The organism is Tepidimonas fonticaldi, from assembly GCF_001675355.1.
Classification (GTDB): domain Bacteria; phylum Pseudomonadota; class Gammaproteobacteria; order Burkholderiales; family Burkholderiaceae_C; genus Tepidimonas; species Tepidimonas fonticaldi.
This window is the reverse complement of the sequence record NZ_LZDH01000065.1, coordinates 1-21,272: the sequence shown is the minus strand read 5'-3', so window position 1 is coordinate 21,272 and position 21,272 is coordinate 1. Positions and strand designations below refer to the sequence as shown.

At 67.0% G+C, this 21,272-nt stretch carries 19 protein-coding genes and 1 other RNA gene; 12 read left to right on the top strand and 8 right to left on the bottom strand.

The window, feature by feature from the left end; genetic code table 11:
* Positions 1-303 precede the first annotated feature (303 nt).
* The 6 genes from ompA to A9O67_RS10320 all read left to right on the top strand — a co-directional run bounded on the left by ompA (position 304) and on the right by A9O67_RS10320 (position 3,969).
* Positions 304-951, top strand: coding sequence for an outer membrane protein OmpA (gene ompA / locus A9O67_RS10345; RefSeq protein ID WP_068610044.1), 648 nt, complete (start codon positions 304-306; stop codon positions 949-951).
* 144 nt (positions 952-1,095) lie between these two features.
* A complete protein-coding gene (gene ubiG / locus A9O67_RS10340; RefSeq protein WP_068610042.1) occupies positions 1,096-1,812 on the top strand; it encodes a bifunctional 2-polyprenyl-6-hydroxyphenol methylase/3-demethylubiquinol 3-O-methyltransferase UbiG in 717 nt (238 codons plus the stop codon).
* Positions 1,809-2,480: an HAD-IA family hydrolase gene (locus A9O67_RS10335; protein ID WP_068610041.1), complete on the top strand. Its 672-nt coding sequence runs from the start codon at positions 1,809-1,811 to the stop codon at positions 2,478-2,480. Before ubiG ends, A9O67_RS10335 begins: the two co-directional genes overlap by 4 nt.
* Positions 2,481-2,493: 13 nt before the next feature.
* Positions 2,494-2,869, top strand: a transfer-messenger RNA (tmRNA) gene (gene ssrA, locus A9O67_RS10330).
* A 309-nt stretch (positions 2,870-3,178) separates the two neighbouring features.
* Entirely contained in the window at positions 3,179-3,472 is a 294-nt protein-coding gene (locus tag A9O67_RS10325) for a type II toxin-antitoxin system TacA family antitoxin (protein ID WP_068610039.1), read from the top strand.
* On the top strand, positions 3,472-3,969 hold the full coding sequence (locus A9O67_RS10320) for a GNAT family N-acetyltransferase (protein WP_156682304.1): 498 nt from the start codon (positions 3,472-3,474) through the stop codon (positions 3,967-3,969). The genes A9O67_RS10325 and A9O67_RS10320 overlap by 1 nt, the downstream gene beginning before the upstream one ends.
* Before the next feature lie 9 nt (positions 3,970-3,978).
* Here the strand turns inward: A9O67_RS10320 and A9O67_RS10315 are convergent, their stop codons facing one another.
* The 8 genes from A9O67_RS10315 to A9O67_RS13480 all read right to left on the bottom strand — a co-directional run bounded on the left by A9O67_RS10315 (position 3,979) and on the right by A9O67_RS13480 (position 10,637).
* Positions 3,979-4,398 carry a hypothetical protein gene (locus tag A9O67_RS10315; protein WP_068610617.1) on the bottom strand — a complete coding sequence of 140 codons (420 nt, stop codon included), beginning with the start codon at positions 4,396-4,398 and terminating at the stop codon, positions 3,979-3,981.
* Between the two features lie 29 nt (positions 4,399-4,427).
* Entirely contained in the window at positions 4,428-5,777 is a 1,350-nt protein-coding gene (locus tag A9O67_RS10310) for a recombinase family protein (protein WP_068610035.1), read from the bottom strand.
* Positions 5,774-6,238, bottom strand: coding sequence for a DUF2924 domain-containing protein (locus A9O67_RS10305; RefSeq protein ID WP_068610033.1), 465 nt, complete (start codon positions 6,236-6,238; stop codon positions 5,774-5,776). The genes A9O67_RS10310 and A9O67_RS10305 overlap by 4 nt, the downstream gene beginning before the upstream one ends.
* A 60-nt stretch (positions 6,239-6,298) precedes the next feature.
* The gene (locus tag A9O67_RS10300; protein ID WP_068610032.1) at positions 6,299-6,724 is read right to left on the bottom strand and encodes a hypothetical protein; all 426 of its coding nucleotides are present in this window, start codon (positions 6,722-6,724) and stop codon (positions 6,299-6,301) included.
* 154 nt (positions 6,725-6,878) lie between these two features.
* Positions 6,879-7,724, bottom strand: coding sequence for a hypothetical protein (locus A9O67_RS10295; RefSeq protein ID WP_068610030.1), 846 nt, complete (start codon positions 7,722-7,724; stop codon positions 6,879-6,881).
* Positions 7,724-9,403, bottom strand: coding sequence for a hypothetical protein (locus A9O67_RS10290; protein ID WP_156682303.1), 1,680 nt, complete (start codon positions 9,401-9,403; stop codon positions 7,724-7,726). Before A9O67_RS10290 ends, A9O67_RS10295 begins: the two co-directional genes overlap by 1 nt.
* 533 nt (positions 9,404-9,936) lie before the next feature.
* Positions 9,937-10,422, bottom strand: coding sequence for a DUF3489 domain-containing protein (locus A9O67_RS10285; protein WP_082955518.1), 486 nt, complete (start codon positions 10,420-10,422; stop codon positions 9,937-9,939).
* Between the two features lie 11 nt (positions 10,423-10,433).
* On the bottom strand, positions 10,434-10,637 hold the full coding sequence (locus A9O67_RS13480) for a hypothetical protein (RefSeq protein ID WP_156682302.1): 204 nt from the start codon (positions 10,635-10,637) through the stop codon (positions 10,434-10,436).
* A 222-nt stretch (positions 10,638-10,859) separates the two neighbouring features.
* Between A9O67_RS13480 and A9O67_RS10280 the strand changes: the two genes are divergently transcribed.
* The 6 genes from A9O67_RS10280 to A9O67_RS10255 all read left to right on the top strand — a co-directional run bounded on the left by A9O67_RS10280 (position 10,860) and on the right by A9O67_RS10255 (position 20,972).
* Positions 10,860-11,075, top strand: coding sequence for a helix-turn-helix domain-containing protein (locus A9O67_RS10280; protein ID WP_068610026.1), 216 nt, complete (start codon positions 10,860-10,862; stop codon positions 11,073-11,075).
* A 152-nt stretch (positions 11,076-11,227) separates the two neighbouring features.
* Complete coding sequence (locus A9O67_RS10275; protein WP_231960324.1) at positions 11,228-13,795, top strand: type I restriction endonuclease subunit R; 2,568 nt, start codon at positions 11,228-11,230, stop codon at positions 13,793-13,795.
* Positions 13,796-13,814: 19 nt separating this feature from the next.
* On the top strand, positions 13,815-16,181 hold the full coding sequence (locus A9O67_RS10270) for a type I restriction-modification system subunit M (protein ID WP_068610022.1): 2,367 nt from the start codon (positions 13,815-13,817) through the stop codon (positions 16,179-16,181).
* Positions 16,178-18,001 carry a restriction endonuclease subunit S gene (locus A9O67_RS13615; protein ID WP_082955517.1) on the top strand — a complete coding sequence of 608 codons (1,824 nt, stop codon included), beginning with the start codon at positions 16,178-16,180 and terminating at the stop codon, positions 17,999-18,001. Before A9O67_RS10270 ends, A9O67_RS13615 begins: the two co-directional genes overlap by 4 nt.
* Positions 18,002-19,909, top strand: coding sequence for an AAA family ATPase (locus A9O67_RS10260; protein WP_068610018.1), 1,908 nt, complete (start codon positions 18,002-18,004; stop codon positions 19,907-19,909). It abuts the gene before it with no gap.
* Positions 19,902-20,972, top strand: coding sequence for a hypothetical protein (locus A9O67_RS10255; protein WP_068610016.1), 1,071 nt, complete (start codon positions 19,902-19,904; stop codon positions 20,970-20,972). The genes A9O67_RS10260 and A9O67_RS10255 overlap by 8 nt, the downstream gene beginning before the upstream one ends.
* Positions 20,973-21,272: the final 300 nt, after the last annotated feature.

The following is a 21,272-nucleotide window of genomic DNA, read 5'->3' as shown; positions in this document are numbered from 1 at the left end:
TGGGTGCGGACGGCCAGGCCGATGCCCCGCGTCCGACGAGCGCCGCCAAGGGTCTGGCGGGCAAACCGCTTTATTGTAAGGAACGCGCGCGGGCCGGCCGTCGGGTGTGTGCCGGGGGTGTGTCTGTTGTTCGTGGGCGACACTGGGGCGGGGGGCATTGTCGCGTTGTTGCCGCGCTGTGGCCGGCCGGTGCTTGGCATAGGTATCGCTTATGGCACAATGGATTCACAGCCGACAGGTTTTGCCTGGGTTGTTGGCTCGCTCACAATCTCCCGTCTCGTCCCCAAGACCAAGAGGAACCCAATGAACAAGTTGACCAAGATCGCAGCGCTGTTTGCGACGGCCGCCATGGCCTCTGCCGCCGGCGCTCAGACCATCGACAACTGGCGCAACGGCACCGGTGACTTGGTGTGGAAGAACGGCACCAACGAGCTGTGCTGGCGCAACGCCAACTGGACGCCCGCCACCGCCGCCCAGGGCTGCGACGGCGCCATCGTGCCGGCCCCGGCCCCTGCCCCGGCCCCGGCGCCGGCCCCCGCTCCGGCGGCTGCCCCGGCCCCGGCGCCTGCTCCGGCTCCGGCCCCCGCTGCTGCGCCGGCGCCCGCCAAGGTGACATACGCCGCCGATGCCTTCTTCGACTTCGACAAGGCCGTCCTCAAGCCCGAAGGCAAGGCTCGCCTGGACGATCTGGCCGAGAAGGTCAAGGGCATCAAGCTGGAAGTCGTGATCGCGGTCGGCCACACCGACTCCACCGGTCCCGACGGTTACAACCAGAAGCTGTCGGTGCGCCGCGCCGAGGCCGTCAAGGCGTACCTGGTGAGCAAGGGCATCGACGCCAACCGCATCTACACCGAAGGCAAGGGCGAAACCCAGCCGGTGGCGGACAACCGCACCCGCGAAGGCCGCGCCAAGAACCGCCGCGTGGAAATCGAAGTCGTCGGCACCCGCTGATCGGCATCGACGGGCGCCCGGTGCACCAGCGTCCGGGCGCCGTGTCTATGCGGCCGCGCCAGTGGCCGACGCGAAGCCCCGCATCCGCGGGGCTTTCGCTTTTCGGGGCGGTGGCGGCCTGTTCCGGCGGGTGATAATCCACCCATGGATGCTCCGCTGAATGCCGATGCGGCCGAATTGGCCAAGTTTTCCGAGCTGGCCCACCGGTGGTGGGATCCCGAAAGCGAATTTCGCCCCCTGCACCAGATCAACCCCCTGCGATTGGGGTGGATCGAGGGCTTGGCCGGCCCGCTGGGTGGCCGTGCCGTGCTCGACGTGGGCTGCGGGGGCGGCATTTTGGCCGAGGCCATGGCCCGACAAGGTGCCCAGGTGCTCGGCATCGATTTGGCCGACAAGCCCCTCAAGGTGGCCCAGTTGCACGCGCTGGAGCAGGGGGTTCAAGGGGTCACCTACCGGCGCATCAGCGCCGAGCAGTTGGCCGCCGAGCAGGCCGGCCACTACGATGTCGTGACCTGCATGGAAATGCTGGAGCATGTGCCCGACCCGGCGTCGGTGGTCGCGGCCTGCGCCACGCTCGTCAAGCCCGGGGGGTGGGTGTTCTTCTCGACCCTCAACCGCAACCCCAAATCGTTTTTGTTTGCCATCGTTGGCGCGGAATATGTGCTGCGCCTGTTGCCGCGCGGTACGCACGAGTACGGCAAATTCATCCGCCCCAGCGAGCTGGCGGCCCACTGCCGGCACGCCGGCCTGGATCTGCAGGCCACCCGCGGGCTGGAATACAACCCGCTGACGCGCCGCTATTGGCTCAGCGACGACACCAGCGTCAACTATCTGTTCGCCACGCGCAGGGGGGCGGCATGACCCGCTGGCGTGGTATCCGCGCGGTGCTGTTCGACTTGGATGGCACGCTGGTGGACAGTGCTCCGGATTTGGGCCACGCGGCCGACCTGATGCGCCAGCGTCGGGGTTTGCCGCCGCTGGACGAGGCCTACTACCGCCCCCGCGCCAGCAGCGGTGCCCGCGGCATGATCGAGGCCGCCTTCGGTTTGACCCCGGAACACCCTGAGTTCGAGGCGTATCGGACGGAGTATCTGGACACCTACGGTCAGGTGCTGACGCGCCGCACGCGGCCGTTTGACGGCGTGGCCGAGCTGATCGCGGCGCTGGATCGCGCGCAGGTCGCGTGGGGGGTAGTCACCAACAAGGTGGAGCGCTTTGCCTTGCCGTTGACCGCCGCGATACCGCTGTTCGCCACGGCCGCCACCGTCATCGGCGGGGACACCACGCCCCACCCCAAGCCGCATCCCGCCCCGTTGCTGGAGGCTGCCCGGCGCCTGCAACTGCCGCCCCAGGCCTGCCTCTACGTCGGTGACGACGAGCGCGACATCGTCGCCGGCCGCGCGGCCGGCATGCCCACCGTGGCGGCGCGCTACGGTTATCTGGGCGTGGCCGCCGATGTCGAGGCCTGGGCGGCCGACGCCATCATCGAGTCGCCGCAGGCGCTCTTGAACTTTCTGGATCTGGCGTAAACTAAGAAGGCACGGGGCTGCATTGGTTTCGACGTGGGTTCGGACCCGCAGCAGGGCATGTCGAGGTGCTGTCACCTCGTTAAACCGCAGCAAAAAAGTAACTGCGAACGACGAACGTTTCGCCCTCGCCGCTTAATCCGGCGAGCCTTGCACCGGTCGGCCGATAGGCCGGGCCGCGGGGGCCGCAAGGTCCTCCGGCAGCAAGGGAACCTTCATCGGCTGGTCGGGCGGCGGGCAACTTGCCGCACGATGAGATCCAAGGTTGCTGGTCCGGGACGCAGCGTGCCGCTGCGCGGCGCCTCGGGCGAGATCCAGTCCAGACGGCTACACATGTAGAACTGCGCGAAGAAGGCTTGCGGACGGGGGTTCGAGTCCCCCCAGCTCCACCAATCACCAGGGCCCGGAAAGTCTCCGGGCCCTTTTTCTTGCCCGAAATCCCCGCGCCACGCGGGGTTCCGGCCATCCGTGCTGCGGGTGAAGTTCGGCCCGAACGCCCGACATCGGCCATTTTCTTGGTCCAAGCCGTCTCTGTTCTCCGTTCGGCCTGCGGGTAGCCGCAGCGCCTGATTCTTCTAAATCAATGGCTTACGCGCGGCGGTTGATCGTCAACCACGGTACCCGGTTGTCTCGGAGAACTGGACTGCGTGCGTCTCGTGTACTAACATTGCGCCAGTTGATCGAACAAGAAAGGCGCTGCCATGACCGCCATCGCATCCTCGTCTGCTGCCCGTACCGCCCGCCTGGGGCTGCGCGCGACGCCCGAACAGGAGGCCGTGCTGCGCCGTGCCGCCGAGGTGGCCCACAAGTCGCTGACCGACTTCATCCTCGACAGCGCCTGCCTTGCGGCCGAGCAGACCCTGCTGGACCAGCGTCTGTTCATGGTTTCGGGCAGCCAATACCAGGCATTGATGGAGTTGCTCGAGCGTCCCGAGCAGGCCAACGACGGCTTGGCCGACCTGTTCGCCCGCAAAGCGCCCTGGAACGCCAAGTGATGCTGCAGGCACCGGCGCCTTTGGCCGCACAGCATCGGCTGGAAGGCTTCGACTGCGGTAAGTCTGCGCTGAACGACTGGCTGTTGCGCCACGCCCGCCAGGCGCAGGGCAGCGGCTCGGCCAAGACCTTCGTCGTGGCCGACGATGTGGACCGCGTCGCGGGCTATTTCAGCCTGACGGTGGGCCAGGTCGACACGCTGGAAGCACCGGAGCGCATCCGCAAGGGCATGGGACAGTACCCGGTGCCGGTGGTGATCTTGGCCCGGCTTGCCGTGTCACGCGAGCACCAGGGCCTCGGGATCGGCGTCGGGATGCTTCAGGATGCGATCCGCCGCACGCTGGTGATCGCCGAGCAGGCCGGTGTGCGGGCCATGCTGACCCACCCCATCGACGAAGATGCGGCGCGTTTCTACACCCGGTTCGGGTTCATCGCCTCGCCGTTGCGAGAGCAGCAGTTGCTACTGCTCTTGAAGGATGCCCGTCGCTGGGTTCGTTGAGTCATACCCTCACGCATCAAACCCGGCCACCACCTCCCGCTGCGCCGCCCAGTCGGTCGGCAGCGGATTGCGCTGGAACCACAGCAGGCTCATGCAGCGCGGCTGCTTGCCCGCCAGGATGGCCTGGATGAGGGCGGGCTCCAGCAGCGTCAGGCGCAGCAGTTCGTTGACCGTGGAGTGATGCAGGCCTTCGCGCCGGGCGATCTCGCTGCCGCTGGCCACCACGCCCTCGTCGAGCAGGTGCTGCCAGTAGAAGGCCCGCGCCAGCGCCACCAGCAAGGGCTGATCCAGCGTGCGGGCCGTCGTGCCCGGCACCTCGGCCGCCCCATCGGGCCACAGCACGACCGTGCGCGCGCCGCGCTTTTTGATCTTCCACGGGATGAAGGTGCTCAGCCTGACTTGTCCATCGTCGCGGCACTGGCGGAGCATCGGAGTGCCGGTGGTCTGAACGCGGGCCTTCATGCGGCGGCCTCCAGTTCTTGCAGCTCCGCACCGATGGTGCCGGGCATCAGCTCGACGGCCAACTCCCGCCAGCCCTGGTCGCGCCAGACGATCTCCAGCCCCTCATCGGCCACGATCACCCGCTCGATGAGGATCTGCGCCAGCCTACACTGCTCGGCGGGGAACAATTGCTGCCACAGATTGGCGAGGTTGCGCATCGGCAGCACGACCTCGGGCTCTGACAGATCGGGACCGATGGCCCGGACCCGATCCCACACCGCCTGCACCGTGTGCGGTGCGGACAGCGCCGCCACGATCTGCTGCGTGACCAGTTCTTCGATCGGTCCAGCCGGCAACGGGCGATGTGGACTGGCCCAGGCACCGAAGCGCCGGTGTTGGAGCGGTGTGTAGTAGCGATAGGTCTTGCCCTTCTTGACCGTGTGGCTGGGCACCAGCCGCTGGCCATCGGGCGTGAACAGTAGGCCGCGCAACAACACCGGTTCCCGCTGACGATTGTTGGTATCCCGCCGCCGCTCGATGCCATCGGTAGCAATCAGCGCGTGTACCGCATCCCACTGTGCCTGGGTGATGATGGGTTGATGCTGGCCGGGAAAGCGCTGCCCCTTGTGCACGATCTCGCCGAGATACATCCGGTTATGCAGCATCTTGTAGATCGTCTGCTTGGTGAAAGGCTTGCCGCCTTTGGTCCGCAGCCCCTCGGCGGCGTAGGCCTTCACCATCAACGTGGCCGAGCGCAGGCTGACGAAATCGTCGAAGAGGCGGCGCACCAGGGCGGCTTGGGGCTCATTGACCACCAAGCGCCGCTCGCGCACGTCGTAGCCCAGCGGCACGGGCCCGCCCATCCACAGGCCCTTGGCCTTGCTGGCGGCGATCTTGTCGCGGATGCGCTCGCCGGTGACCTCGCGCTCGAACTGGGCGAAGGACAGCAGGATGTTGAGCGTGAGCCGCCCCATCGAGGTGGTGGTGTTGAACTGCTGCGTGACCGAGACGAACGACACCCCGTGTCGCTCGAACACCTCGACCATCTTGGAGAAGTCCGACAGGCTGCGTGTCAGGCGGTCGATCTTGTAGACCACGACGATGTCGATGGCCCCGCGCTGAATGTCGGCCATCAGACGCTTCAAGGCCGGGCGCTCGGTGTTGCCACCGGAGTAGCCCGGGTCGTCGTAGTCATCGGCCACGGCGATCCAGCCCTCGTGGCTCTGGCTCGTGATGAAGGCGTGGCCGGCCTCGCGCTGTGCGTCGATCGAGTTGAACGACTGATCCAACCGCTCGTCGCTGGAGACGCGGCAGTACACCGCGCAACGCTTGGGCGGCACGCCGGGTAGAAGCGCGGATCGGCTCATTGCGGGCGCTCCTTGCGCTCGCGCAGCCCGAAGAACCTCGGCCCGCTCCAGTGCGTACCGGTGATGTGCCGTGCCACCGCGCTCAGACTCTTGAAGATCTGCCCATCCAAGGCGTAGAGCCCCTCGGGCGTGACCGTCACGCGGTATTCGCGCTCGTCCCACTCGCGCACCAGCGTCGTGCCGGGCATCAGCCACGGCTGCGCGCTGCGGCCTATGGGCGTCTTGATCTTGGAGTGCTGAGCGCCGGCCTCGACCAGCCTCTTGCGCAGGGGCGCAGGCAGCGCCCCGTAGGCCTGCTCCTGGATGCGATAGGCCAAACGCGACTCCAGGTAACGGCGATTGGGGTGCGCCGGCCGTCGGGGAAAGTGCGCATCCCACAGCGCCCACAGTTCGGCCATGGGCAGCGAGGGCAAGGCCGCCAGTTGCGCGGCTACCTTGGGGTGATGGGTGGTGTCGGTCATCGTGCAGCGTCCGGTGGCGGAGACAGGTGCATGAAGGCGCTGTGGCGGCAAGAAGCCAAGTCAAACCGGGCTCTGACCCTCGTTATCGCAGCGGTCTGTGGCGGCGTCGCCGCGCTCGCCCAGCAGGGTCTGCGCCCGCCCGGTGCGCCGGTCGGTGACGCCCAGGATGTAGACCTCGCCGCCCCAGACGCCGCAGGCCACATCGGTGTCTTCAGCATCGGCGGGCAGCAACCAGCCGGTGACACCCTCGGGCAGATCCAGCAGGTCTTCGGGCTGATGGATCGGCCAGCGCATCGCGGCCTGGTGGCGGCGGGCCGACTGCAGCGTCTCGTGTGGTGTGTCGGGGAAGTTGTCTTGGCTGAGGATCGGAATCCAGGCCAGCGGCTGCCCGCTGGCCAGCCAGCCGTGCACGCGCTGCGCAACCTGCGGGTCGTAGTGAGCCAGGGGCTGGCTGGCGAGGGTGTTGTTTGATGTCGTAGGGGTCATGGCTTCTCCTGGGGTGGTAACCCGGGACGGCGCCGGGTGGTAACCGGTAACCTCATTTCGGGGCCTGTCGCTGGCCAAGCGCCGCGCTCGCGCCCCCCGCATGGCGCTTGGGCCAGGAAGGACCCGTTTCGCGTGTGAGCTGGGACTGTGACGATCACGCGGCGGGCATCTCGGCGGCCAAGGCCGCTTGCGCCGCCTGCACCAGGTCCATCGGAATCTCGATCTGAAAGCGGTCTTCGATGTGGTGGTAGTTGCATTGCCGTCGGGCCGCCGAGGCACGGGCTAGCGCGTTCATCACCGGCATCAATTGCTCGTAAAGTTCGACTTCGGCCAGATCGGCCCGGCAGTGGATGAAGGCGCGCTCGGCCTGGTGAATGAGGGCGGGCAGTTCGGCCAGCTTGGCCTTGGCCGTCTCGCGCCGGCTGTGCAGATCGGCCAGGGAAGACCGGGCGATGCGCAATTCCACTTCGAGTCGGGTCAGCGCGTCGGGGACGACGAACTCGCCCTCGCCCGTCAGCAGCGTCTGGGAGGCGGCTTTGGTTTCAGCGGCGATGCGTGCCTCGAGCGCGGCAATGCGCTGGTCGAGCTTGGCGATCTGGGCCTGTGTCGTCTCGATCTCGGCAGTGCACGCTTGACGCCGCGCGAGCAGTTCAGCCAAGTCCTTTTGGGCCTGGGTGAAGGCTTGCGGGGCATTGAGCACGCGCTGCAAAGGCCGCATCTGACGTTCGAGGCTGGACGCCTGGGATTTGAGTTCCTCCACGCGTTGATGGGCCGCACACAGGATGGGCCAATGGGCCTTGGCCGCCGGCGGCGTGCTCATCGACATCGACCCCGCCGCTTCGCGCAGCTTGGTCTGCTTCTCGCGCTCGCGGGCGTGCTCGGCCTCGGCTTCGGCCAAGTCCTTCTGGACGGCGGCCAGTTGCCGGCCCAGCTGTTCATGCTCGGCCTTGACCTTCTCGTAGTAGGCGTTGGACTTTTTGTGGAAGGGATTGAGCTTCATCAGTGATCTCCGGAGTGCATGCCACCCTCGACGCCGGGCGGCGTGGCGGTTGAATGCGGACGGATCGGCGCGATGCGCCACAGCGCGCCGTCGCGGCTGTGGCCAAGGTGGCTGATCTCGATACCCTTGGCGCGATAGGCCGGCGCGATGCGGCGCAACTGGTCGGCCAGCCCCTTGGGCGAGCGCGGCCATGTGCTGCGGTCGGGGATGCCGTAGCCATTCAGCAGGTCGTAGAGCTGGCCGGCAGTGCCTTGCCAGCTCAGCGGCGTCAGCCGCTCGGCGATGTACTTGTCCAGGGCCTGCGCAACCGCATTGCTCTCCAGCGCCCGGTCGATGCCGGCACGCACAAGCTCGGCGTACTGCCCCTGGAACTCGCCCGGTGCGAAGCCCAGCACGCGGGCCACGGCCTCGCCCAGCCGCTCGAAATCGGCCATGCGCTGCTTGTGGGTCAGGTGCACCGAGGGCAGCACGGCCAGCGCGGCGGCGAAGAGGTCGAGCAGGCCGCCGAACACGCGCGGCTGATCCCGCTCCCAGCCGGCGTGGGTGTCGGCGTCGTCGCGCCGCGCCTCGGCGGGAATCCGCGGCAGATCGATGTGGATCACCCGGTCGATCAGATCGGGCCGGGTGGCCACCACGGCGATGCCGTTCATCATCACTGGCCGCTTGCACTCCAGCACGTGCTCCTCGCCGTTCGTGTAGAACTGGCGCGAGGCAAAGCCGCCACCGGTGCTCAAAGTGCACAGGGCATCTTGCTGCTCGGGCGTCAGGCTGGAGAGGTTCTCGTAGCTCACCACCCAGTTGTTGGCGGCAGCGACGAAGATGTCCTCCACCGTCTTGGGCCGGCCGCGCAAGGCCACTTTGTTCGGGTCGATGAGGCTGCGCAGCACCGATTGCGTGGTGGACTTGGCCGAGCCCTGTTCGCCCACCAGTTCCAGCACCGGGAACGGCGTGTCTGGGCGGAATCCGTCGATCAGCCAGGTCAGCACCATCACGCGGCGGCCCGCCGGGACGTTGGTGTGCTGCCAGAGCAGCCCGACGTCGCCGTCGATGGCGGGCATCGGCAGAGGACGCATCGAGGGGGTGCGGGTGAACAGCACCGGCGACTCGGCCACCACCTGCCAGCCCGAGGGCGTCACGACCACGGCCTGCCAGTGCTCATCGCACAGGTCGATCACATAGCCGTCCTGCCAGCGCGCAGCGCGCACGTGCACCGCGACCTCGTCGCCGTCATTGATGCCCGCGGCCGCCAGGGTGGCCAGTGCGGCCTTCATCGTGCTGTCGGCCACGCCGGTCTCGTATGCGCGCCAGTAGGCCGCGCGCAGCCAGTCTTCGAAGCCCGAGGACTGCACGCGCCACACTTCGCGGCGGCCTGGCAGGCGGATCACCGCCACCGCTTGCCGGTCGGCGTCGTGGTGCAGGTGGCATTGGGCGCGGGCCAGCGCCACCAGGTCATCGAGCGTCGAGCGCTCGTCTGCTGGCGTCGACGTCGTGCCGCGCGTGGCGCGGTCCAACTCCGTCACCGAGCACGCCGGGTTGGCCTGTTTGGCCTTCTGGCGCAGCCGCTGGTAAGCAGCCAGGTCTTGCGCGCGCAGGGTCGTCAGCGCCGCGATGACGGACGGCTCGAAGATGGCACCGACGTCGTCGGCCAGTCGGACGATGGCCGCCTTGACGCGGCCCACCGGATCGGTGCCGTCGCTTTGCGGTGGCGGGAACAGAGGAACGGCACCGTCACCACCATCACCATCGTCACACGGCTTCGGTGACGGTCGTGATGATGGTGACGATCATTCACCATCGTTGCAGCCGACTCGAACAGGGGCGCCCTCACGTTTCGTGACCCCATCGGCTGCGCCAGGCGAAAGGGGTCCTTCCTGGCGATATTCCAATACGGGGGGCGCGAGCGCAGCACTTCGCCACCGTCCGACCAGAAAACAAGGTTTGCAGGGTTTGCGGTTCGCACTTGGCGATGCGGGTCGACGGGCTGAATGCCGCGTCAGCGCTGGCGTGAGCGGGATTGTTGGGAATGAGGAAAGTGCGAACCTGGGTGCGTACCGGGTTCGCAGGTTTGCACCCTGATCACACTAATACGGCCAGGGAAGAAAACTCAATGCTGGTGCGAGTTTGCAGGCGTTCTACAGCCGGAAATCGCAAAATCGGCCACCGTGACAGATGGCGCAAGGGCCTCCAAAAACTGGATACCCTTGGCAGCAGATCAGACCAACCGATAGACCCGTTCGCCGGACTCGTTATGCGCCAGCACCACGTTCAGGCCGAGCTTCTTACGCAGCATCCCGGAAATTGCTCCACGGACTGAGTGCGGTTTCCAGCCCGTGGCCAGCATCAATTGCAGGCTGGTCGCGCCCTGTGGGCGGCGCAGTGCCACCACCAGCGCGGCGAGTTTGGTGCCGGGGCGGATCGGGATGCCCTCCAGAAGTTGGATGTCGTCGGTGGCGTCCACCGGCTGGACATAATCCAGCGGCACGGGTCGCAGCTGGCCGATGGCCGCATAGCCCGCATCCGTCAGCATGTGGCCGTCGTCGGCAGGCTCAATCCAGCCACGCTGCAGTAGCGCAGTCAGCACCTTGGCTCGCGCGCCGCCGCGCAGCGTGTCGGGCGGGATCACTCGCCCATCAGGACGACGGGCGGCAGTGCGCAGCAGCAGGGCTTGGGCCGGGGAGAGTTTGGGCAGGGTGTCCATCGCTGCCGCCCTCACTTGGCCTGGCCGTCGAAGATCGCCAGCAGGTCATCAAGCCCTTGATCGACACGGCCAAGGTCACCGACGCGTCCCCAGTTGATGGCATCCGGATCGTGGACGAAATGGTTGTCGGCCAATTGCCGCAGGGCCTCGATCTTGTCGAGGATCATCGGTAGGCGTTGCAGGTAAGTATCAAGGGCGGTGGGCTGGGTGCTCACGGCAGGCTCCGGGTCGATGGATGACGCCACCATTCACGCGCTGAACGATCAAGAAGCCAAGCCATAGGGGTAATAACCATCAAAAATGGGGTAACGGTGCCAACCAACACCCCAATCGCCACACCGTCGATCACAGCCATTTCAATGTGGCTGCCAATGCGGCCGTCTGGTAGACTGATGACGACTTAAAACGACTTTGATGCCTCTGTGAGCGCCAATGCCATGAACGCCGAACCCTGGGTCACTGCCATCGATGTCGCCCGGCATTTGGGCGTGGTGAAAGACACCGTCTATCGCTGGCGCGAGCGCAAGGGCTTGCCCGCGCACAAGATCGGGCGGCTGTGGAAGTTCAAGCTGTCCGAGGTGGATGAGTGGGTACGCGCCGGGGGGGCGGATGAAGGGGCATCCTCGGAAGGGGGCGGGGGGGGCGACGCATGACGGCGACAGAAGCGCAAACCAGACAACAACGCATCGATGCCGACCTGGCTCGCGCGGGCTGGGCCGGTCGTCGCCGAAACCTTCTCGAAGAAGTTCTGCTTCGCATCTCTGAACCGACGCCTGACTATGAGGGCGTCGGATTCGCCGACTACGTGCTGCTGGATGCCTCTGGCAAGCCCATCGCAGTGGTCGAGGCCAAGCGCAGCGCGCGCGATGAGTTGGCAGGAAAACGCCAAGCCGCTGAGTATGCAGACGCCATTCGAACCAACACGGGCACCGACCCGTTCATTTACCTGACCAACGGCCGCGATATCCAATTTTGGGATCGCGAGCGCTACCCGCCGCGCAAAGTAGCTGGCTTTCACTCACCCGAAGACCTCGAAAGGCTGCTTCACCAACGGCGTTATGCGCAGCCACTCGATGCGGTGACCATCGATGTGCGCATTGCCGGGCGCGACTACCAGGCCGAGGCGATTCGCCGCGTGGCGGAAGGCATACAGGCCGCCAGGCGCCGCTTCCTGCTGGTCATGGCCACCGGTACCGGCAAGACGCGCACCACGATCGCCCTGGTCGACTTGCTGCTGCGCGCGAAACGGGTGCAGCGCGTGCTGTTTCTGGCCGACCGGCGCGAGCTGGTGCGCCAGGCCATGACCGAGTTCAAGAACCATCTGCCGAACGAGAGTCTGGCCCGGATCGAGAGCGGCGAGGCCCCGTCTGCTCGCATCCATTTCGCCACCTACCCCAGCATGATGCAGGTGTACGAGCGGCTGTCGGTCGGGCATTACGACTTGATCATTGCCGACGAAAGCCACCGCTCCATTTATCAGCGCTACAAGGCGTTGCTCGATCACTTCGACGCCTTGGTGCTGGGCCTAACGGCGACGCCGACCGACTACATCGACCACAACACCTTCCAGCTCTTCAGCTGCGACGATAGCGTGCCCACCTACCTGTACAGCTATGAGCAGGCAGTGGCGGATGGCAACCTCGTCAACTACCGCGTGCTCGATGCCCAGACCCAGTTCCAGATCCAAGGCATCCAGGGCGACAGCCTGCCCGAGCCGCTGCAGCAGATGGCCCGTGATCAGGGCGTCGATCTCGAGGAGCTGGATTTCGAAGGCACCGACCTCGAAAAGTCCGTCGTCAACCAAGGCACCAACGATGCGATCGTGCGCGAGTTCATGACGCGCTGCCGCAAGGACGCCCAAGGCCTACCGCACAAGACCATCGTCTTCGCGGTCAGCCATGCGCACGCCAAGCGGCTCTACGAGAGCTTCAATCGCCTGTACCCCGAGCTGCAACGGCAGGGTCTGGCCGAGATCATCGACAGCCACATGGAGCGCGCCGACGCCTTGCTCGACGACTTCAAGTTCAAGGCCATGCCTCGCGTGGCCATATCGGTGGACATGCTCGACACCGGCGTCGATGTGCCGGCCATCCAGAACCTGGTGTTCGCCAAGCCCGTGTTCTCGAGGGTCAAGTTTTGGCAAATGATCGGCCGCGGCACGCGGCTGTATTCCGACCCGCGAACCGGCGAGAGCAAGCGCGACTTTCTGATCATCGACCACTGGAAGAACTTCGCCTACTTCCAACTCAATCCCGAGGGCGAGATCGATCGGCCCAGCGAGCCCTTGCCGGTACGCCTGTTCCGCGACCGGCTCACCCGCTGGCAGCTCGAAGTGGCGCAGGCGCGGCCGACGGATACCACGGTGCGCCGCCTGCAGGCCATGCTGGCCGCCTTGCCGCGCCAAAGCATCGACGTGCGGCCACATGTGGAAGTGCTGGACCAACTCGCCCAGTCCTGGCCAGCCCCCGATGCGCCCCATATCGAACGCCTGTCGCACACCCTGGCGCCCTTGTTGCGCCTGGTGCCCGGCCAGAGCCTGGATGAGCTGCAGTGGCGCCTGTGGTGTGAACGCGCCGCCATGGCGCTGCTGCAGGGCGATGCCGAACAAAGCGGACGCCTCAAAGACCGCATCCAAGACGCCTTGCGCCGTCTGCCGGAGGCCATCCCGGAAGTGCGGGCCCAGCGCGACGCCTTGGCCTTTGCCCTCTCGCCTGGGTTCTGGCAGCACCTGGACCTTACCCGGCTGGACGATCTGCAAGAGCGCTTCGCGCCGCTGATGCGCTTTCGGGTGCGCGAAGGCGGCCAGCCCATCGAAATCAACCTGCCCGACCGCATCGCCCAGCGCCACTGGATCATCTACGGCCCCACCGGCGAAGGCGCTTTTGCCGAGAGTTACCGTGAGCAGGTCGAGGCCTGGGTGCGCCGCCTGGCCGACGATCACCCGGTGCTGGCCAAGCTCAAGCGCGGTGAGCCGGTCAGCGATGCCGAACTCGATGCCGTGTCGGCCACGCTCAACCAGGCCGATCTGTTCGTCACCGCCGATACCCTGCGGCAAGCCTTCGACGCCCCCCAGGCCTCGCTGCTGGAGCTGCTGCGCCACATCCTGCGGCAAGACGCGCGCCTGCCCGACCGTGAGGCGCGCGTGCAGCAAGCCTTTGATGCCTTCATCGCCGCCCATCCGCGCCTGCGCGCCAACCAGCTTGCCTTTTTGCGCGCCGTCAAGGCCGCGGTGCTGCGCCATGGCCGCATCACCCGCGCGGCGCTGTCACAACCACCCCTGGCCCATGTCGGCAAGGTCGATGCGCTGTTCGCGCCGCAAGACATCGACGAGCTGCTCGCCTTGACCGAAAAGCTCGACGAGCGCGCCGCCTGAATACCCACGAGGACACCCCATGCTCGCCCCCCATTTGCGCAAGAACGTCGACAAGCTCTGGGATCGATTCTGGTCCGCCGGCCTCACCAATCCCTTGGTGGCCGTAGAACAGATCACCTATTTGCTTTTTCTCAAACGGCTGGAAGACCTGGACGGGGACCGCGTGGCCACCGGCAAGCCGTCGGTCTACGAACGCCGCTTGCCGGAAGACGCCGCGCGCTTCGACGGCAACACTTGCCGCTGGAGCTACATCCGCCAGCAAAGCACCGACACCAAGCACCTGATCGAAGTCGTCTTTCCCTGGCTGCGCACGCTGGACCGGCGCCTGTCCGACCACGAGGAAGGCACCGAACTGGCCGGCCTCAACGGCCGCATGGCCGATGCCTACTTCCAGCTCGACCCCAACAAGGGGCAGGTGCTGCACGACGCCATCGACCTCATCGACAAGCTCTTTGCCCAGGCAGGCGACGGCAGCGCCGCGCAGGACCTGATGGGCGACACCTTCGAGTACCTGCTCTCCGAAGTGGCCACCGCCGGCAAGAACGGCCAGTTCCGCACCCCCCGGCACCTGATCCGTTTCATGGTCGAACTGCTGGCCCCCCAGCCGGGCGAGCGGCTCATCGACCCGGCCGCTGGCACCGGCGGCTTCCTGTTCAGCGCCCAGCAATACCTGCGCCGTCAGGGCTCCACGCCCGAGAACCTGCGCCTCGAATGGGACGGCGCCCCGCACCGGCTCGACCTGGTGCAGGCCACCGAGCAGGAGCGCGCGCTCATCGAAGACGGCGCCTGCTTCGTCGGCATCGACAACGACCGCACCATGGCCCGCATCGGCTGGATGAACCTGGTGCTGCACCACATCCACAACCCCCGGCTGATGCAGGGCGATTCGCTCTCCAAGCGCGAAGGCAAGCCCGAACTGGCGCCGCTGCTGGCCAGCGAAAGCTACCGCTACGTGCTGGCCAACCCGCCCTTCACCGGCACCGTGGACACCGCCGACCTGGAGCGCGACAGCCTGCTCTTCCCCCGCGCAGGCACCAAGGGCAAGAAAAAGGACGAGGTGCTCACCAACAAGAGCGAGCTGCTCTTCGTCTGGCTGATGCTGGACCTGTTGCAGGTGGGCGGGCGCTGCGCCGTCATCGTTCCCGAGGGCGTGCTGTTCGGCAACACCGATGCCCACATCAAGCTGCGCCGCGAACTGCTCACCGAGCACTGCGTGGAGGCCGTCATTTCGCTGCCGGGCGGCGTGTTCCAGCCCTACACCGGCGTCAAGACCTCCATCCTCGTCTTCCGCAAGGAAACTCCACGCGCAGCCAAGACCAGCTTCGAGAAGAACGCCCCCCGCACCGACCAGGTGTGGTTCTACGAGGTGGCTGCCGACGGCTACAGCCTCGACGCCAAGCGCACCCCCCGCCCCGGGCAGGACAACGACCTGTGGGACGCCCTCGTCCAGTTCCGCCGCTGGCTGCAGGAAGGCCGCGCCGCCACCGAGGGCGAACCCGCCTACCACCAGCCGCGCTACTGGCGCGAACGCTGGCGCCAGGCCAGCCTGCGCGATGCCAGCGGTCAGCTCACCCCGGCCGGCTTTGCCTTTGCCGACGACCCCGAGGCCGCCCCTGCTTTCGACGGCAAGACCTGGGCCATCCATGAGCTCTTCCCCGAGCTGCTGCGCGAGGGGGAGGAGACCATCGACCCTCAAGAGGCCGAGGCCCGCGTGCGCGAACGTGTCGCCCCCCGCCTGGCGGAGCTGGCCAGCCGCCACTTCGCCCACGCCGACCCGAGAACCGCCACCACCGAATGGAACCGCGCCGCGCGCGAACTGCAGTGCTGCTTTGAAGACGAAGGCCCGGCGCTGGCGCTCTGGAAGCAGCTTACTGCCGCCGCGCGTGAGCAGGTGCCCGATGAGCCGCAAGGCGAGCCCGTGGCCGATCTCGTCGATGCGCTGCGGCCCCTGGCCCGTGAAGTGGCCAAGGTGGACGGCTATGACCTGTGGCTGCGCAGCCCCGCCATCGACCAGGCCCGCCCGGCCGGCGCGCGCAAATGCTGGGCCGTGCCGCTGCGCGCCTGGGCGCCCGACCCCGAATGGCGCTCGGCCGACGGCACGCTCCTTGGCTCGCACGACGCCACCGGCCGGGTGCGGCCCGAATACGTGGCCGAGAAGCTGCCCAGCCTCTACGACGGCGACACGCTCAACGCCGCGCTGCTCGATCCCGACTGCATCGAAGCGCGCGACTGGAACCTCTCGGCCGGCCAGTACAAGCCCTTCGACTTCGCGGCCATGGACAGCGAGGTCTCGGTCACCGCGCTGATCGACGAGCTGCGCCAGCTCGAGCGCGGCATCCTCGACGGACTGGACCGCCTGCAGGCCATGGTGGAGGGGCGGGCATGAAGTGGCCGCAGGGCTGGCGGGAGGTTTTTCTTTCTGACGTCATCGAGTCTGCGCAGCCGGGCTTCGCCCAGCGCCCAGGCGAGGAGGACGAAGGCACTACGCCACAGATTCGCACGCATAACGTGTCGCCAGACGGGCGTATCACCCTCGAAGGTATCAAGCACGTGATGGTGGCCGATGGCGACCTGGAGCGCTATCGCTTGCTACCTGGCGATGTCGTGTTCAACAACACCAACAGCGAAGAGTGGGTAGGCAAAACCGCCGTTTTCGATCAGCACGATGGCGTCTTCGTCTATTCCAACCACATGACCCGAATCCGGGTCATACGTGAGCTGGTGCTGCCGGAGTTTTTGGCGACCTTTCTGCACTATCTTTGGTCGGCAGGCTATGCCCGCAATCGTGCAAAGCGCTGGGTCAGCCAGGCGGCTATCGACGGGCCGACACTGCTCAAGTTCAAGCTGCCGCTTCCGCCCCTTCCCGAACAGCAGCGCATCGTCGAGGTGCTGCAGGCGGCCGACCTAAAGCCGTTCCACGAGGCTGCTGAAAAAGCTGACCTGTTGCGCGAGATGGCCGCGGGCGCATCACTCAGTGGCCGCATCCCGGAAGCTTGGCATGACGCCAACATCACCGAAGTGCGGGAGGCCTCCCTCCTCCGCAACAAAATCCTCGGCATTGAGGGCGAAACCACCGATCTTGACTGGCCCATCGTCCCCCTTCTCGCTGTCTGTACGCTCAATCCGAAACTGCATCCCGATGTGCGCCCTGCCGCAGATGCCCCGGTGACGTTTGTCCCTATGGCCGCCGTCGACGAGCGCCTTGCGGCTATAACAGCGCCGGAAGTGCGCAACTACGCCGAGGTGCAAAAGGGCTACACGCCCTTTGCGGAGGGGGATGTGCTGTTTGCCAAAGTCACCCCCTGCATGGAGAACGGCAAGGCCGCAATTGCATCGGACCTGATCGGGGGTGTCGGTTTTGGCTCCACCGAGTTCCACGTGCTTAGGCCCGACACTCGTCTGATACTGGCGGAATACCTGCTTCATTTCGTTCGGCAACGGCATTTCCGCGAACAGGCCAAGGCGGCCTTTGTCGGAACAGGAGGGTTGCAGCGTGTGCCCCCTGACTTCTTCAAGCGCGTCAAGCTGCCGCTGCCTTCGCTCCCTGAGCAGCGGCGTATTGTGGAGTCCCTGAGGCACGTCGCGCCGCAGCCTTTTCGCAGCGCGATCGAACAAGCAAAGCGCTTGCAATCCGCCCTGATCACCGAAGCCCTCTCCGGCCGTCTCACCGCCGCCTGGCGCGAGCAGCACGCGCAGGCCCTGGCCGAGGCCGCCCGCGAGCGCGACGCGCGGCTTGGGGCGCCGGCGCCCCAGGTGATGGTGCACATCACCGAACACGCTCCCACCGAGCGCCGCACCGACCTGGCCCGCCCGCGCCGGCAGGCCTTGATCGAGCAGCTTTCCAGCTTCCAGCACGAAGTGTGGAACACGCTGCGCTTCGAGTGGCGCGGGGCGGTGCTGGCCGACGACCCGGCCGCGTTCGAGGAGTTTTGCACCAGCCCGCAAACCGCCTGGCGTCTGGAAGGCTTTGCGGCCGGGCGCGAGGAAGTGCGGCGCGCCCTCGAGCAACTGGCCGCCATGGGCCTGATCCGCAAGATGAGCCTGCCGCGCCCCAACCCCAACACCGGCCGCACCGAGTACCTGACCGCCTTCCGCCCCCTGCGCGAGGCCGACGACGGCAGCCGCCCTGAAGAAGATACGGCGCTGGCCGATGCCGAGCGGCTCGCGCGCGAGCTGGAGCGCCGCCGGGCGCCGGAGGCGCGTTGAATGCGGCTGCGCTACCTGCACCTGTCGCACTACCCGCCGCTGGCCGATCTGGCGGTGGTCTTCAGCCCGCGCGCACCCTGGGCCGCGTTCGAGCCACAGGGCGGGGCGGCGCGGCTCGCCATCCATTTCGTCATCGGCTTGAACGGCAGCGGCAAGAGCCACCTGCTGCGCGCCCTAGCCGAGAGCTTCCTGGCCCTGGCCGACGAGCGAGTGCCGCGCAGCCCGGTGAGCCTGATCTACGAGCTGGGCCGTCCTGGCGAGCCGGGGCACCGCACGTTGATCTTCGACTGCTCGGGCGAGGCCCACGCCACCACGCTGTGGCAGGCCGATGCCTGGGCCTTCCCCGACACGGCCGACCGCGAGGTCTTTGCCCAGGCCATCGACTACTTGCGCACCGTCGAGCGCGAACCGGAGGGCACACTGGCAGCGTTCAAGCCGCGCATCGCGCGGGGCGACTATCCGCAGAACGTGCCCGACGCCCTGCCGCGCGCGCTGCTGGCCTACACCTCGGGCCTGATGGCCCCGTGGCGCGAGGTGTGGCAGCCGCCCACCGACGGCGAGTCGCTCGACGTGGCGACTCAGGCCACTGACTACGACGCGAGCCAGGAGCGCCCGCCCGGCTGGACCGAGGAGGACGAGGCCCGCGTCGGGATCGACGGCGGCGCCTTCGGCGACGGGACCGCCCGCACCGCGGCCCCGGCCGAGGGGGATACCGCACCGGCCGACCTGTTCCGCCGCCCGCTGCTGCTGGAGCCGGTGATGCTGACCGCCGCGCTGCTGGCGGTGGCCTTGCAGGAGGCCGAAGCGCGCCGCCAAGGTCAGGCCGATGACGCGCTGGCGGAGCTGTTCCGCAAGGCCGGCTGGCACCGCCTCGTCGGCGTGCGCCTGCGGGTGAATCTGGACCGCGCCCTGGCCGCGCCGCGTGCCCTGGTCGCGCGAGTGCACGACGCCATCCGGCTGGCCGGCGAGTGCCTGGCCGAGCCCCATCCGGGCAAGGCGCTGCGCAGCCTGTTCTTCGACCTCGACGGGGCGCTGCCTGCGAACGCCGAGTTGCGCGACGCCCAGCGCTTCGAAGGGCTGACCACCCAGGGCCAAGCCTTGCACGCCCTGCTGGGTGAGAAGGGGGACACCGCGTTCGAGCGCTTTGGCGCCCTGCTGGGCTGGTGGCGGCACGGCGTGCTGGAGGACATCGAGCTCTTCATCCGCCGCAACGACCAACCCGACGCGGAAAGCCTGACCGACCTCAGCGACCCGGGCGTGCTGCGCCTGAGCGAGTTTTCCGACGGCGAGCGGCTGGTGCTGGCGCGCTGGGCGCTGTTTCACCTGCTGGCGGGGCAGGACGACGCACTGCTGTTGCTGGACGAGCCCGAAACCCACTTCAACGACGCCTGGAAGCGCGAGATCGTGCAGGTGGTGGACGCGGCCATGGGGGCCGATGCCAGCCAGGTGCTGATCGCCACCCACTCGGCCATCGTGCTCTCCGACGTGTTCGACGAGGAGGTGGTGCTCATTCGCAAGGTGAACGGCCAATCCACCGCCGAGGGCGTGCCGGATCACACCTTCGCCAGCGACCCCAGCGCGCTGATGATGACGGTGTTCGGCGCCAACGACAGCATCGGGGCGCGGGCCCAGCAGCGCATCGAGGCCTTCTTGCGCGTCGCGGCCCAAAAGACGGAGCCAACGCCGGATGACGTGCGGCAACTGCAGGCGCTGATCCGTCGTCTGGGCACAGGCTTCTATCGCACCGAGTTGCAAACCCTGCTCAACCGCTGGCAGCAAGCGCCCGACCTGCGCGCCATCGAGCAGGTGATCCCCACGCTGCAGTCGGACGCGCTCAAGGATGAACTGCGCGCACTGATCCTCAAGGCTGCGGATGCAAAGGGCGGCTCGGAGGACGGTAATGCTTAAGCCCATCCACCGTGTGGCCTGCTCACCGGCCCTGGCCGCCTGCCAGCAGCTGATGCGGCGCTTCGCACTGTGGCTGTGTGCCCCCCAAGTCTCCGGCGTTTCCATCACCCAAGCGAACCTTCGGTCAAGCATGGGCAGCGCCATCGAAGGCGATTGGTTGTGGGGCTTGCTGGCTCGCAAACACAACAGAAGGACGCTCTTGGAAAGAGCGGAGTGCATCGCCAACCTGTCGCCGGCTGAAAAGAGCGGGCTCCAGCAATGGATTCAGGCGGTTAGTGCTCTGGCGCAGCATTTCGGCCCGACACCACCCGCCGCTCTGCCGGTCGCTCCGCCGAATCAATGGCGCAGCCAGGACGAGCACTGGAAAGCCTTCAAGACACTGATGGTGGCGTTCTACGAGGACGGCTTGCGCGACGGCCTGCCTTACGCTGCCAACGGCGCCCCCACAACTGATGTCACGCTACGCGTGAGCTACGACCAATTCGTGCGCGAGTTTCGCGCCGCGCATCGCCCCGACCCCCACCCCGATGCCCGCGAGGTCTGCGTGCTCTGCGGCGGGCCGCTGGTGCAGCCCGCTGTGGACCACTGGCTGGCCAAGACGGCGTTCCCGTTGCTGGCCGTGTGCGCCGACAACCTGCTGCCGATCTGCGGCGAATGCAACGTGGCGCCGCAGAAGGGCCAGAAGGCCGTCCACACTGGCGGCGCGTTCTCCGATTGGTTCCACCCCTATCTGCGCCATGCCAACGGGGCTATCCGGCTGCGCTACGACGAAGCCACGCCGAGCGTTCGCGTCGAGAGCGCAACGCCAGCCGACACCGTCAAGGTTCAGAACCTGGACAGCCTGCTCAATCTTGGTCAACGCTGGACCCGGGAATTCAAAGCCGAGTACTGGCGCCTACATCGCGAAGCGCAGCGCCGATACCGCGGCGACGTGCAAGCGCTCCAGCATCGCATCATGGACTACCGCCGAAGCCTGTCGGCAGCCGAACCGCACCACGAGATTCACGCTCTGCTGGCCGAGGCGCTGCTCGACCCCGCGCGCTTGCAGGCGTTTGCAGAGTGAATGCCGGGCAGGCTGCAGCAACCCGCACCAGTGCTCATAAGCTCGGGAGGCCAGTCCGCACACGGTCAACCGCCCGCCACCAATACCCCAAGGCCAACCTGAACGGTTGGCCTTTTTTCATGCCCGCAACGCCAGTATTGGCGCGGTTTCTGGGCGGCGCCTTGTGGACGCGCACGCCGTCCGAGCGCCGTTCCCGCCCCGACGGCGCCTCTCTGTTCTCGGTTTTTCTCTGCGGCCCGTGGTAGGAACCGGAGGCCACATCCTTGCCTGACAAGGACTGGTAATCCCCCCGAAATCCAG

Coding starts and splice junctions, on each gene's coding strand:
- ompA (WP_068610044.1), top strand. CDS start 304: ATGAACAAGTTGACCAAGATCGCAGCGCTGTTTGCGACGGCCGCCATG.
- ubiG (WP_068610042.1), top strand. CDS start 1,096: ATGGATGCTCCGCTGAATGCCGATGCGGCCGAATTGGCCAAGTTTTCC.
- A9O67_RS10335 (WP_068610041.1), top strand. CDS start 1,809: ATGACCCGCTGGCGTGGTATCCGCGCGGTGCTGTTCGACTTGGATGGC.
- A9O67_RS10325 (WP_068610039.1), top strand. CDS start 3,179: ATGACCGCCATCGCATCCTCGTCTGCTGCCCGTACCGCCCGCCTGGGG.
- A9O67_RS10320 (WP_156682304.1), top strand. CDS start 3,472: ATGCTGCAGGCACCGGCGCCTTTGGCCGCACAGCATCGGCTGGAAGGC.
- A9O67_RS10315 (WP_068610617.1), bottom strand. CDS start 4,398: ATGCTCCGCCAGTGCCGCGACGATGGACAAGTCAGGCTGAGCACCTTC.
- A9O67_RS10310 (WP_068610035.1), bottom strand. CDS start 5,777: ATGAGCCGATCCGCGCTTCTACCCGGCGTGCCGCCCAAGCGTTGCGCG.
- A9O67_RS10305 (WP_068610033.1), bottom strand. CDS start 6,238: ATGACCGACACCACCCATCACCCCAAGGTAGCCGCGCAACTGGCGGCC.
- A9O67_RS10300 (WP_068610032.1), bottom strand. CDS start 6,724: ATGACCCCTACGACATCAAACAACACCCTCGCCAGCCAGCCCCTGGCT.
- A9O67_RS10295 (WP_068610030.1), bottom strand. CDS start 7,724: ATGAAGCTCAATCCCTTCCACAAAAAGTCCAACGCCTACTACGAGAAG.
- A9O67_RS10285 (WP_082955518.1), bottom strand. CDS start 10,422: ATGGACACCCTGCCCAAACTCTCCCCGGCCCAAGCCCTGCTGCTGCGC.
- A9O67_RS10280 (WP_068610026.1), top strand. CDS start 10,860: ATGAACGCCGAACCCTGGGTCACTGCCATCGATGTCGCCCGGCATTTG.
- A9O67_RS10270 (WP_068610022.1), top strand. CDS start 13,815: ATGCTCGCCCCCCATTTGCGCAAGAACGTCGACAAGCTCTGGGATCGA.
- A9O67_RS13615 (WP_082955517.1), top strand. CDS start 16,178: ATGAAGTGGCCGCAGGGCTGGCGGGAGGTTTTTCTTTCTGACGTCATC.
- A9O67_RS10260 (WP_068610018.1), top strand. CDS start 18,002: ATGCGGCTGCGCTACCTGCACCTGTCGCACTACCCGCCGCTGGCCGAT.
- A9O67_RS10255 (WP_068610016.1), top strand. CDS start 19,902: ATGCTTAAGCCCATCCACCGTGTGGCCTGCTCACCGGCCCTGGCCGCC.